General features: G+C 32.7%; 11 protein-coding genes. 10 read left to right on the top strand and 1 reads right to left on the bottom strand.

The window, feature by feature from the left end; genetic code table 11:
* Positions 1-90: 90 nt before the first annotated feature.
* Together rpoC and DFQ07_RS11990 are read left to right on the top strand one after the other, a co-directional pair.
* The gene (gene rpoC, locus DFQ07_RS11995; protein ID WP_133537187.1) at positions 91-4362 is read left to right on the top strand and encodes a DNA-directed RNA polymerase subunit beta'; all 4272 of its coding nucleotides are present in this window, start codon (positions 91-93) and stop codon (positions 4360-4362) included.
* 95 nt (positions 4363-4457) lie between these two features.
* Positions 4458-4766, top strand: a complete 309-nt coding sequence (locus tag DFQ07_RS11990; protein ID WP_133537185.1) for a DUF3467 domain-containing protein — start codon at positions 4458-4460, stop codon at positions 4764-4766.
* A gap of 47 nt (positions 4767-4813) precedes the next feature.
* Here DFQ07_RS11990 and DFQ07_RS11985 read toward each other — a convergent pair whose 3' ends face one another.
* On the bottom strand, positions 4814-5500 hold the full coding sequence (locus tag DFQ07_RS11985) for a Crp/Fnr family transcriptional regulator (RefSeq protein ID WP_133537183.1): 687 nt from the start codon (positions 5498-5500) through the stop codon (positions 4814-4816).
* A 102-nt stretch (positions 5501-5602) separates the two neighbouring features.
* On the opposite strand from DFQ07_RS11985, the gene DFQ07_RS11980 reads away from it, so the two are divergent.
* The 8 genes from DFQ07_RS11980 (at position 5603) to DFQ07_RS15805 (ending at position 14063) form a co-directional block, all read left to right on the top strand.
* Positions 5603-7978, top strand: a complete 2376-nt coding sequence (locus DFQ07_RS11980) for a heavy metal translocating P-type ATPase (protein WP_133537181.1) — start codon at positions 5603-5605, stop codon at positions 7976-7978.
* Between the two features lie 3 nt (positions 7979-7981).
* Positions 7982-8647, top strand: a complete 666-nt coding sequence (gene deoC, locus DFQ07_RS11975) for a deoxyribose-phosphate aldolase (protein ID WP_133537179.1) — start codon at positions 7982-7984, stop codon at positions 8645-8647.
* Between the two features lie 43 nt (positions 8648-8690).
* Positions 8691-9389, top strand: coding sequence for a purine-nucleoside phosphorylase (gene deoD, locus DFQ07_RS11970; protein WP_133537177.1), 699 nt, complete (start codon positions 8691-8693; stop codon positions 9387-9389).
* Positions 9390-9461: 72 nt separating this feature from the next.
* On the top strand, positions 9462-10826 hold the full coding sequence (hemN, locus tag DFQ07_RS11965) for an oxygen-independent coproporphyrinogen III oxidase (RefSeq protein WP_133537175.1): 1365 nt from the start codon (positions 9462-9464) through the stop codon (positions 10824-10826).
* Between the two features lie 88 nt (positions 10827-10914).
* On the top strand, positions 10915-11250 hold the full coding sequence (locus tag DFQ07_RS11960; protein WP_133537173.1) for a hypothetical protein: 336 nt from the start codon (positions 10915-10917) through the stop codon (positions 11248-11250).
* Between the two features lie 160 nt (positions 11251-11410).
* Positions 11411-11578, top strand: coding sequence for a cbb3-type cytochrome oxidase assembly protein CcoS (gene ccoS, locus DFQ07_RS11955; protein ID WP_133537171.1), 168 nt, complete (start codon positions 11411-11413; stop codon positions 11576-11578).
* A 110-nt stretch (positions 11579-11688) separates the two neighbouring features.
* On the top strand, positions 11689-13890 hold the full coding sequence (ccoN, locus tag DFQ07_RS11950; protein ID WP_133537169.1) for a cytochrome-c oxidase, cbb3-type subunit I: 2202 nt from the start codon (positions 11689-11691) through the stop codon (positions 13888-13890).
* 5 nt (positions 13891-13895) lie between these two features.
* A complete protein-coding gene (locus DFQ07_RS15805; protein WP_125066974.1) occupies positions 13896-14063 on the top strand; it encodes a CcoQ/FixQ family Cbb3-type cytochrome c oxidase assembly chaperone in 168 nt (55 codons plus the stop codon).
* Positions 14064-14068: the final 5 nt, after the last annotated feature.

The raw sequence follows: 14068 nt of genomic DNA, 5'->3' as shown, positions 1-14068 counted from the left end.
ATGTCTCAGATCGAAAGCTCTGAGGCAAATCATTTTTTCAATATCAGTCTTTTTATATAAGACATTTATTTTTAATTCGAATCCATTATCATGGCAAGAAAAAACGAAAAATACACTGTTAAGAAGTTTAACAAAATTTCAATAGGTTTAGCATCACCTGAGTCTATTTTAGAGGCTTCTAAAGGAGAGGTGTTAAAACCAGAAACGATTAACTACCGTACACACAAACCAGAAAGAGATGGGTTATTTTGTGAGCGTATCTTTGGTCCTGTAAAAGATTACGAGTGTGCGTGTGGTAAATACAAAAGAATTCGATATAAAGGGATCGTTTGTGACCGTTGTGGGGTAGAAGTTACTGAGAAAAAAGTACGTAGAGATAGAGTAGGTCATATTAACTTAGTAGTACCTGTAGCACATATTTGGTATTTTAGATCATTACCTAACAAAATGGGATACCTTTTAGGTTTACCATCTAAAAAGTTAGATATGATTATTTACTACGAGCGTTATGTAGTAATTCAACCAGGTATTGCAAAAAATGCTGAAGGGGAACCATTACAAAAAATGGATTTCTTAACAGAAGAAGAGTATTTAGATATTTTAGATACACTTCCGCAAGAAAATATGTACTTAGAAGATTCTGATCCTAATAAGTTTATTGCTAAGATGGGAGCAGAGTGTTTAATTGATTTATTAGAAAGAATCGATTTAGACACATTGTCATATGAGTTACGTCATAAAGCAAATACTGAAACTTCAAAACAACGTAAAAACGAAGCATTAAAGCGTTTAAATGTTGTTGAAGCATTTAGAGATTCTCAAAAGAATAGAGAAAACAATCCAGAGTGGATGATTATGAAAGTAATTCCGGTAATTCCACCAGAATTACGTCCATTAGTTCCATTAGATGGAGGTCGTTTCGCTACTTCTGATTTAAATGATTTATATCGTCGTGTAATTATCCGTAACAATCGTTTAAAGCGATTAATGGAAATTAAAGCACCAGAGGTAATTTTACGTAACGAAAAACGTATGTTACAAGAATCGGTAGATTCATTATTTGATAACACACGTAAATCATCTGCAGTAAAAACAGAGTCAAACAGACCATTAAAATCATTATCTGATAGTTTAAAAGGAAAACAAGGACGTTTCCGTCAAAACTTATTAGGAAAGCGTGTTGATTATTCTGCACGTTCGGTTATTGTTGTAGGACCTGAATTAAAATTATACGAATGTGGATTGCCAAAAGATATGGCGGCTGAATTATACAAACCTTTCGTAATTCGTAAGTTAATCGAAAGAGGAATTGTTAAGACAGTAAAATCTGCAAAGAAGATTATAGATAGAAAAGAACCAGTTGTTTGGGATATTTTAGAAAATGTAATTAAAGGACACCCAGTTTTATTAAACCGTGCCCCTACCTTACACCGTTTAGGTATTCAAGCATTCCAACCGAAATTAATTGAAGGTAAAGCAATTCGTTTACACCCATTAGTGTGTACAGCCTTTAACGCCGATTTCGATGGGGATCAAATGGCAGTCCACTTACCATTAGGACCAGAAGCTATTTTAGAAGCACAATTATTAATGTTAGCTTCTCATAATATCTTAAACCCTGCAAACGGAGCACCAATTACGGTACCGTCTCAGGATATGGTTTTAGGGTTATACTATATGACTAAAGAAAGAAAGTCAACTCCTGAAGTACCTATTAAAGGAGAAGGGTTAACTTTCTATTCACCAGAAGAAGTTATTATTGCTTTAAACGAAGATAAAGTAGACTTAAATGCTGGTATAAAAGTACGTACTCAAGACGTAGAAGAAGGTAAACAAGTTACTAAGATTATCGAAACTACAGTAGGTAGAGTTTTATTTAACGAAGTTGTACCAGAAGCTGCAGGGTATATCAATGAAGTTTTAACTAAGAAATCATTAAGAGGAATTATTGGTAACATTTTAAAAGTTACAAATATTCCTTCGGTAGGAAAATTCTTAGATGAAATTAAGAATATGGGATATAAATATGCCTTCGAAGGAGGTTTATCATTCTCATTAGGAGATATCATTATTCCAGAAGAAAAGCAAGCAATGATTGATGAAGCTAATAAAGAAGTGGATGGAATCATTATGAACTATAACATGGGTATGTTAACCCAAAAAGAACGTTATAACCAGGTAATTGATGTTTGGGGATCTACCAACAACCGATTAACTGAATTATCGATGAAGCGTTTACGTGAAGATCAACAAGGGTTTAACTCAGTATATATGATGTTAGATTCTGGAGCACGTGGATCGAAGGAGCAGATTCGTCAGTTAACAGGTATGCGTGGTCTGATGGCAAAACCTAAAAAATCGACTGCTAGTGGTGGAGAAATTATTGAAAACCCGATTTTATCAAACTTTAAAGAAGGATTATCAATCTTAGAATACTTTATCTCTACACACGGTGCTCGTAAAGGTCTTGCCGATACAGCATTAAAAACAGCAGATGCTGGTTACTTAACACGTCGTTTAGTAGATGTATCTCAGGATGTTATCGTAAACGAAGAAGATTGTGGTACATTAAGAGGATTAGAAGTAAGTCCATTAAAGAAAAATGACGAAATCGTTGAATCTTTAAGTGATAGAATTTCTGGTCGTACTGCATTACATGATGTGTATATACCAAATACTGATACCTTATTAGTTGCTTCGGGTGAATTAATAACACCTGTTTTAGCAGATAAAATTCAAGAGGCAGGAGTTGATATGGTAGAAGTTCGATCTCCATTAACTTGTGAGTCTGAAAGAGGTATTTGTGAAAAATGTTACGGACAAAGTTTATCTACAGGTAAAAAAGTTCAAAGAGGTGAAGCAGTTGGTGTAATTGCAGCACAGTCTATTGGAGAGCCAGGTACTCAGTTAACATTACGTACATTCCACGTAGGTGGGGTTGCAGGAAACATTTCTGAAGAGAACAAGTTGATTGCTAAATTTGACGGAAATGTAACGATTGATGATTTACGTACTGTAAAAGGTAAGGATGCTAATGGTGAAGAAGTTGATATTGTAATTTCTCGTACAGCAGAAATCAAGATAACTGATAAGAAGACAGATGTAGTATTGAGTACCAATATTATTCCTTACGGTTCTATCATTTTTGATAAAGATAGAAAGACGGTTAAAAAAGGAGATGCAGTATGTCAATGGGATCCATTTAACGGAGTTATTGTATCAGAATTCGCAGGAAAAGTGAAATTTGATAACTTAGAGCAAGGAATCAACTACTCTGTAGAGATTGATGAACAAACTGGTTTCCAAGAGAAAGTAATTACTGATTCTAAGAATAAGAAAATTATTCCTTCTTTAATTATTGAAGATGCTGATGGTAATGCATTACGTTCGTACAGTTTACCAGTAGGAGCACACTTAATGGTAAATGATGGAGATAAAGTAGAATCAGGTAAAACATTAGTTAAGATTCCTCGTAAGTCAGGTAAAGCAGGAGATATTACAGGAGGTTTACCACGTGTAACTGAGTTATTCGAAGCGCGTAACCCTTCTAACCCAGCTGTAGTAGCACAAATTGATGGAGTTGTATCGTTTGGTAAAATTAAGCGTGGTAACCGTGAAATCATTATCGAATCTAAAACTGGAGAGGTTAAGAAATACTTAATTAAGTTATCTAACCAAATCTTAGTTCAAGAGAATGACTTTATCAAAGCAGGTATGCCATTATCTGACGGAGCGATTACTCCAATTGATATTTTAAATATCAAAGGACCTTCAGCAGTACAAGAATACTTGGTAAATGAAATTCAAGAAGTATATCGTTTACAAGGAGTAAAGATTAATGACAAGCATTTCGAAGTTGTAGTACGTCAAATGATGCGTAAAGTTAGAATTATTGATTCTGGAGATACATTGTTCTTAGAAAATCAATTAGTTCATAAAATTGACTTTATCAAAGAGAATGATGCGATTTACGGAATGAAGGTTGTTGAAGATGCTGGAGATTCAGAAAACTTAAAACCAGGACAAATCATTTCAGCTCGTCAATTAAGAGATGAAAACTCTCTTTTACGTAGAGCAGATAAAAACTTAGTAGTAGCGCGTGATGCTCAACCAGCAACAGCTGAACAAGTATTACAAGGTATTACAAGAGCTTCATTACAAACGAAGTCATTTATCTCAGCTGCATCGTTCCAGGAAACTACTAAAGTATTAAACGAAGCCGCAGTAAACGGTAAAGTTGATGAGTTAGAAGGATTAAAAGAAAATGTAATTGTAGGTAAACGTATACCTGCAGGTACAGGAATGAGAATGTATGAAGATCAAATAGTTGGTCCTAAAGATGAAATAGAACAAAGTTTATAAGAAACTATTGTTTATAAATTTTAATAAGGGTTTAGCGTTCATTGAACGATAAACCCTTATTTTTTTACTAAATTTACATAAGAAACATTTTAAATATGGAAGATAATAAAGAACCACAATTAAATATTGAATTGGATCAAGAAGTAGCGGAAGGAGTTTATAGTAATTTAGCGGTTATAAATCACTCCGTTTCAGAGTTTATCGTGGATTTTGTTAGGATTTTGCCAGGAGTACCAAAAGCTAAAGTAAAATCGAGAATTATTTTAACTCCGCAACATGCGAAGCGACTAGCAAAAGCACTTTCTGATAATGTTCATAAATTTGAACAAGCACACGGAGAAATTAAAGATTACGAGCAACCACCTATACCTTTAAATTTCGGAGGTACAACAGGAGAAGCATAAAAAAAAATCGTCTAATGAATTAGACGATTTTTTTTTATAACGTATTTTTAAAAGCCATCAGATAAATCTCTAAGAGCTTGTATATCTGTAATGAAAATTTCTTTCCCTTTTAAATCGATTAATTTTTTCTTTTTAAACTCTGAAAGTAATCGAATAGCACTTTCTGTTGCGGTACCTATTATATTGGCAATATCTTCTCTAGACAAGTTAATATCTAAGGAACCGTTGGCATTCTTTTCAAACTTTGAATCTAGTAATAAAAGAGTGGCGGCTAAACGCTGTTTTACTGTTTTTTGAGCCATATCCACAATAACATCATCTGCTTTTTTTAAAGAATTTGCCATTTTCTTTAAAATATCCATAGAAAAATTAGTGTTATTTTCTAAATCTCTAATAATCTCTTCTTTAGGAATAAAGCAAACTTCCATGTCATTAACAGCAACAGCCTTTAAATTTGAAGCTTCATTGTTTATTAAGCTACGCTCACCTAAAATATCTCCCTTTTTTATTAAATGAATAATTTGGTCTCTACCATTATCACTCATCTTAGAAACTTTACAAATCCCGTCTTTAATACAAAAAACGCCATTAATATATTCGCCTTCGTCAAAAAGAAGCTCTCCTTTTTTAATTGTTTTAGAAGTCTTACATCCAGTAATTCTAATTAATTCTTCTTTTGTTAAAGCTTTTAAAGAATTGAATTCGCGAATAATACATTGTTCGCATTTGCTCATACCATGCCATTTTTTACCTATTCAAATATAAGAAAAAGCTGACAATTATCATGTTTTTAACGGAGATGTTATAAGACATTTGTACTAGGCAAAAGAGTAAATATGAAAAGCACAATTTGTTTTCATTGTGGTAACGAGTGCGACACTAAAACAATTACTATACAAGACAAATATTTTTGTTGTAGTGGTTGTAAGACAGTGTATGAAATTTTTTCAGAGAACGATTTAACTTGTTACTACGATTTTCAAAATAATCCAGGAGCTATTCCTGAAGAAATCCAAGGAAAGTACGATTTCTTAGATAATCAATCCATCGTTGAAAAACTCTTAGAGTTTAATGATGGTAATATGCAAGTGATTAATTTATATATTCCACATATACATTGTAGTTCCTGTATTTGGGTATTGGAAAACTTGCATAAACTGCAGAACAACATATCATCATCACAAGTTAATTTTCCTAAGAAAACAGTGCGGGTTACTTATAATTCAGGCAAAACATCTTTAAAGGAAATAATATTGTTGCTTAGCTCTATATGTTATGAACCTTATATTAGTTTGGAAGATTATGAAGTGGGCAAAAAGAAAGTAGATCGTAGCTTAATTTACAAATTAGGAATAGCAGGTTTTGCTTTCGGAAATGTAATGTTTTTATCATTTCCAGAGTATTTTGAAGTGTCAGAATATTGGTTAGAGCAATATAAGAATTTGTTCCGCTGGTTAATGTTTGCTTTTTCTCTTCCGGTAGTATTTTATGCAGGAATAGATTATTTCATTTCAGCTTATAAAGGGCTCCGTTCTAAAATTTTAAATATTGATGTCCCTATAGCATTGGGGATTTTAGTATTATTTGTTCGAAGCACAACCGAAATCATGTTCGATTTAGGAACAGGTTTCTTCGATAGTTTAACAGGGTTGGTTTTCTTTTTGTTACTAGGGAAGTTTTTTCAACAAAAAACCTATAATTTTCTATCGTTTGAACGAGATTATAAGTCATATTTTCCTATTTCAGTGACTAAAATAACCACTGATAAAAAAGAGGAAAACACACAAATATATGATGTTAATAAAGGGGATAGATTACTTATTAGAAATCAAGAATTAATACCTGTTGATGGAATTTTAATTAATGGGAATGCCCAAATAGATTACAGTTTTGTTACTGGAGAAGAAATACCAGTAAATAAACAATCAGGAGATAAATTATTTGCTGGTGGTAAACAGTTATCAGGAAGTATAGAAATGGAGGTACTGGCATCGGTTTCGCAAAGTTATTTAACACAATTGTGGAGTAATGATGTGTTTCAAAAAGATAAAAGTTCTTCTTTTAAAACATTGACTGATAAAATCAGTAAAAATTTTACCATTATAGTATTGTCTATAGCCTTTTTATCAACTACTTTTTGGTTGTATTACGATTCAAGTAAAGCTTTAAATGTATTTACTTCGGTACTAATCATTGCATGTCCATGTGCTATTGCGTTAGCAGGACCTTTTACTTTAGGAAACATATTACGAATTTTTGGCAGAAAGAAATTTTATTTAAAAAACGCAACAGTAGTAGAGCAGTTGGCAGCGGTTAACTCTGTTATTTTTGATAAGACAGGAACACTAACTACCAATAAAGAAAATACAATAACATACGAAGGAGAAACATTAAATAAAACTCAAAAATCGATATTAAAAAGCTCGTTACGAGCATCCAACCATCCGCTGAGTAGAATGTTATATACTTCTTTAGCTGAAGAAGAAATGGTACCCATAGAAGATTATCAAGAATATATAGGAAAAGGAATTGAAGCTCATTATCAACAAACAATGTTAAAAATAGGATCTTCGTCTTTTGTTAAAAATACGAAAAAGCAAACAAACTTAGACACTTCTGTACATATTGGTATAAATGACAAATATAAAGGAAAGTATATTTTTAAAAATGCCTATAGAAAAGGAGTAAAAAAGTTGTTCTCGGATTTACAAAAGAAATATGAACTGTCAGTTGTTTCAGGAGATAATGAAGGGGAGAAGAAGTTTTTAGAAGGGGAGCTACCCAAACAAACCAAATTTTTATTCAATCAAAAACCACAAGATAAATTGCACTATGTAGAAGAACTACAAGAGCGAGGAAGGAATGTATTGATGATAGGTGATGGATTAAACGATGCTGGGGCTTTAGCTCAAAGTAATGTTGGAGTAGCCTTATCAGAAAACATCAATGTCTTTTCACCAGCTTGTGATGCTATTTTAGACGCAACAAAATTTAATCAAATAGGTAATTATATTAAAGCTTCTAAAAAGGCAATACAAATTATTAAATATTGTTTTTTACTATCTTTAGGATACAATGTTATAGGACTTTATTTTGCAGTAACCGGGCAATTGATGCCTGTAATAGCAGCAATTTTAATGCCGTTAAGTTCAATAAGTGTGGTGATATTTACTACAATAGCCACAAATATGTTAGGAAGAAAAATAAAATAAAAGATGCGAATTAATAAATATATAGATCACACCCTATTAAAAGCCACAGCAACGGAAGCTGATATTATGAAGTTGTGTGATGAGGCAAAAGAATATAAATTTTATGCAGTTTGTGTAAATGGGAGTTATGTTGAATTAGCAGCGAAAGAATTACAAAATACAGATGTAAAAGTAGCTGCTGTAATAGGGTTTCCACTTGGGGCAATGACTACAGAAGCTAAAATTTTTGAAGCTAGAGATTGTATTAACAAAGGAGCATCAGAAATAGATATGGTTATAAATATAGGAAGATTGTTAGATGGAGAAGAAAATTATGTAGAAAATGAAATCCGATTGATTAAAGAAACTATCGGAGAAAATACATTAAAAGTAATTTTTGAAAATTGTTACCTATCTAAAGAGCAAATAAAAAAAGTAAGTCAGTTGGCCGTAAATGCAGGAGCAGATTTTGTGAAAACTTCAACTGGATTTGCTACAGGAGGAGCGACTTTTGAGGATATTGTTATTATGAACAATGTAGTTGATGGTAAAGCTCAGATAAAAGCAGCAGGAGGTATTAGAGATTTACAAACAGCATTAGAGTATATAAAAATGGGCGTTACTCGCTTAGGAACCTCCTCAGGAGTCTCTTTAATTAATGAAGGAGTTTCAGACCAAAATCAATATTAAAACCCAAAATGAACAAAAGTTTAGTAACCAAAATATCCCAAAAATGAGTATACATATTGAAGCTAAAGAAGGAGAGATCGCAGAGACCATTTTATTACCAGGCGACCCTTTGAGAGCCAAATGGATTGCAGACACTTTTTTAGAGGACGTTGCTTGTTATAATGACGTTAGAGGAATGTTAGGCTTTACAGGAAGCTATAAAGGAAAACGAATCTCAGTACAAGGTACAGGTATGGGGATTCCGTCTACATTAATTTATTGTCATGAGTTGATTACCGAATATGGAGTGAAAAACTTAATTCGAGTAGGTTCTGCAGGATCGTATCAAAAAGAGATAGAAATACGTGACATCGTTATTGCTATGGCGGCTTCAACCAATTCTGGGCTGAATACAATTCGTTTTAATGGGGCTGATTATGCGCCTACTGCGAGTTTTAAGTTATTTCAAAAAGCAATAGAGGCAGCTAAAGAAAAAAACATACCGATAAAAGCAGGTAATGTATTAAGTTCAGATGAGTTTTATGCAGATGATTTTGAAAGTTATAAAAAATGGGCAGATTATGGTGTGTTATGTGTTGAAATGGAAACGAATGGCTTATATACAGTAGCAGCAAAGCATAAAATAAACGCACTATCAATCTTAACTATTTCTGATAGTTTAGTTACTGGAGAAAGAACCACAGCCGATGAAAGAGAGCAAACTTTTAAAGAAATGATAGAAATTGCTTTAGAATTGGCATAATTGTCATTTTTAGCGATAGCGAGAAACCCTAAAGTTCAGCGAAGCTAAATTTCTCGTAAATAAAATATACATATGAAAAATTCATTAATACAAAAATATAACATTCCAGGACCAAGATATACGAGTTATCCAACTGTTCCGTATTGGGATAATGAAACATTTTCAAAAGAAAAATGGATAAAAACCTTTAAGCAATCGTTTATAGAAAGCAATTCGTCAGAAGGAATCAGTTTGTATATTCATTTACCATTTTGTGAAAGCTTATGTACGTTTTGTGCTTGTCATAAGCATATTACAAAACGTCATGAAGTTGAAGACCCATATATAACAACGGTTTTAAAAGAATGGAAGCTGTATGTGGATTTGGCTGATGAAATACCAGTAATTAAAGAAATTCATTTAGGTGGCGGAACACCAACTTTTTTTTCTACAACACAATTAAAAAAATTAATTGACGGAATTTTTGTCAACGCAAAAAAACATCCAAATCATGAGTTTAGTTTTGAGGGACACCCTAATAATACTTCGAAAGAACACTTACAAACTTTATATGATTTAGGATTTACTAGAGTGAGTTTTGGGGTGCAAGATTACAACCCAAAAGTACAAGAAGCAATTCATCGAATTCAGCCTTTTGAAAATGTACAAAAAGCACATAACTGGGCTAAAGAAATAGGATACACATCTATTAGTCATGATTTAGTGTTTGGACTTCCTTTTCAAACTAAAGAAAATGTAATCTATACCATTGATAAAACAAAAGAATTACAACCAGACAGAATTTCATTTTATAGTTATGCACATGTACCGTGGGTAAAGGGTGTGGGACAACGTGGATTTAATGAAGATGATTTACCCAAAAATGAAGAGAAACGTGAGTTGTACGAAATAGGAAAGGAGTTGTTTGCTGAAATGGGGTATGTAGAAATAGGAATGGATCATTTTGCATTACCTTCTGATAGTTTATATAAGGCAACCCAAGAAAAAACATTACACCGTAATTTTATGGGATATACCGCAAACAAAACTCAATTAATGATTGGTTTAGGGATGTCTGCAATTTCAGACTCGTGGTACGGATTTGCGCAGAATGTAAAAACAGTAAAAGAATACGAAAAGATAGTTAATGAAGGGGAAATCCCTGTTTTTAGAGGGCATATATTATCCGAAGAAGATTTAATCATTAGAAAACATATTTTGAATATTATGTGTCATTTTACCACTTCGTGGGAAGAAGAAGCGATGCTAATTGAAAATGTAGAAAATCATTTAGAAAAGTTAGAAGAAATGATAGCGGATGGGTTAGTCTCTTTACAAGGAAATAAGTTAACTGTACCAGAAAAAGCGAGACCTTATGTGCGAAATATTTGCATGGCATTTGATAAAAAACTCCACCAAAAACAACCCGAAACAAAATTGTTTTCAATGACGATTTAACTTTTTGTTAATTAATGGTTTATGATAAATATCATTGTGTGTCTACCTAAAAAATAATTAAATTTGAGTAAACCTAAAACCGTATGTCATGAAAAATATTGAAGTAAATTGGTCAAAGGAAGAGTTACAAACCTATCTTTTTATCTATTGTATAAATGCAGATTATAAAGAAACAAAAGAAGAACTTGAAGCTATTTCGTTAAAAACAAACAAAGAAACATATAAAAAAATGCACGATGAGTTTGAAAAAGATAATGACTATGCAAGTATTCAGAAAATTAATGAATCACTTAAAAATTTAAACTACGACAAAGAAGAAATAAATAGCCTATTTGAAGAAATAAAAGAGTTGTTTTTATCAGATGGGAAATATGAGATTTTGGAAAGAAATTTAATGACAGGGTTAAAAAGAGTTTTGAGTTAAGCTTTAGAGATGTTTAATAAAAAAAAGGGTTTTATATTAATTAATATAAAACCCTTTTTTTATGACTAAAAAATTTCAAAACAAATTTTGAAACATGACAAAAGTCATATTTTAAGAAAGTCTTCACACCTACTTTTGAACTATAATTATCAGGCAAGATATGAGCGTTATTTACTTACTACTTACACTAAGTATTTTAGTGGCTATTATTTTCTTTATAGCATTTATTGTTTCAGTAAAAAATGGACAGTACGATGATTCGTACACGCCATCAGTTCGTATGTTGTTTGATGATGAACTGGTAAAAGAAGAAACAAAAAAGTCATAGACTGTTCATATAAAAAAACAAATTTTTTAAGCAATATATAAGTTACTTAAAGAATAAGGAAACTATAAATAATTAAAGAACTAACAATAGATATTAAATTCAAATAGATTATGGAAATGCAACAATTTTATTACGATAATAAGATCGTAAAAAAATTCATCTACGCAACCTTACTATGGGGAATAGTAGGGTTCTCAGTAGGACTGTTACTAGCTTTTATGTTTTTATTCCCAAATTTAACTAGCGGAATTTCGTGGTTAAGCTTTGGTCGTTTAAGACCATTACATACCAATGCAGTGATTTTTGCATTTGTAGGGAATGCTATTTTTGCTGGAGTTTATTACTCGTTACAGCGACTACTTAAAGCACGTATGGCAAGTAATTTTTTAAGTAATTTCAATTTTTGGGGATGGCAATTAATCATTGTTGCAGCAGCCATAACACTTCCATTAGGTTATACTACATCAAAAGAATACGCCGAATTAGAGTGGCCAATTGATATTGCTATTGCCTTGGTTTGGGTGGCTTTTGGAGTTAATATGATTTGGACAATCTTACAAAGAAGACAACGCCATTTATATGTAGCTATCTGGTTCTACCTAGGAACTTTTGTTACGGTAGCAGTATTACACATTTTTAATAGTTTGGAGTTACCTGTAAGCTTCTTAAAAAGTTACTCAGTATATGCAGGAGTACAAGATGCATTGGTACAATGGTGGTACGGGCATAATGCCGTTGCATTCTTCTTAACGACCCCGTTTTTAGGACTGATGTATTATTTTGTTCCTAAAGCGGCTAACCGTCCAGTATATTCGTATAGATTATCTATTGTACACTTCTGGTCGTTAATTTTTATCTATATCTGGGCAGGACCTCACCACTTATTGTATACTTCATTACCAGATTGGGCTCAAAACTTAGGAGTTGCATTTTCTGTAATGCTAATTGCACCTTCTTGGGGAGGTATGATTAACGGATTGTTAACACTTCGTGGAGCTTGGGATAAAGTAAGAGTTGATCCTGTATTAAAATTCATGGTAGTAGCCATTACAGGTTATGGTATGGCAACTTTTGAAGGTCCAATGTTATCGTTAAAAAATGTAAACGCAATAGCACACTTTAGTGATTGGATTATTGCTCACGTACACGTAGGAGCCTTAGCATGGAATGGTTTCTTAACCTTTGGTATGTTATACTGGTTAGTGCCTAGAATGTTTAAAACAAAATTATACTCAACAGCATTAGCGAACTTCCATTTCTGGATAGGAACCTTAGGTATCATCATGTATGCATTGCCTATGTATGTTGCAGGATTTGTACAAGCTTCAATGTGGAAACAGTTTAATCCGGATGGAACTTTAACATACGGTAACTTCTTAGAAACAGTAAACGAGATTATTCCAATGTATTGGATGCGTGCTATTGGAGGAAGTTTATTTATCCTTGGAGCATTCGTAATGTTATATAACATTGTTAAAACTGTGAGATCAGGTAGTGAAGTAACTGATGAATTAGCAGAAGCAGCAGCATTAACAAAAGTTTCTAAATATAGAACAAGGAAAGAAGGTTGGCATACATGGTTAGAAAGAAGACCAATCAAATTAACAATTTATGCCACTATAGCCATTTTAATTGGAGGTGTTGTTCAAATTATACCAACTTTATTAGTGAAATCTAATATTCCAACAATTACAAGCGTACAACCTTATACTCCACTAGAATTAGAAGGACGAGATATTTATATCCGTGAAGGATGTGTAGGATGTCACTCGCAAATGGTACGTCCATTTAGATCTGAGGTAGAGCGTTATGGAGAATATGCTAAGGCAGGAGAATTTGTATACGATCACCCATTTTTATGGGGATCTAAACGTACAGGACCAGACTTACTTAGAGTTGGAGGTAAGTATAACGATAGTTGGCACTTAAATCATATGTATGATCCACAAAGTACTTCACCAGGTTCTATCATGCCATCGTATCAATGGTTGGTAAAAAATAAATTAGATAAGAACGATACCGAAGGAAAAATGAAAGCAATGGTAAGTTTAGGTGTTCCTTATACAGAAGAAGATATTGCTAATGCACAGGCAAATATGGAAGAGCAAGGAGCTAAAATTCAAGAGAGCTTATATGCTGACCCTGATTTTGCAACAAATTATGAGGCAGATAAAAAGTACGCTCAAGAAAACGGACAAACTTTCATTGAAATGAAAGATAGAGAAATCGTAGCCCTAATTGCTTACTTACAACGATTAGGTACTGATATTAAGATTAAAGATGTTCAAGACCAACTAAGCGCTAAAGACTAGAAATTATGTTAAAGTTCGTAAAAAATCATATGGAAACTATTGCAGGTATAGAAATATACCCAATAATATCACTAACCATATTCTTTACATTTTTTGTAGTGTTGTTTTGGTGGGTGTTCACAGCCAAAAAAGAGTATATAAGTAGGGTAAGTAATTTACCATTAGATAACTAGTAAAA

Origin of the sequence: Tenacibaculum caenipelagi (assembly GCF_004363005.1) — a bacterium.
GTDB lineage: Bacteria > Bacteroidota > Bacteroidia > Flavobacteriales > Flavobacteriaceae > Polaribacter > Polaribacter caenipelagi.
The sequence above is the reverse complement of the archived record's forward strand: the minus strand, read 5'-3'. Positions and strand labels throughout refer to the sequence as shown.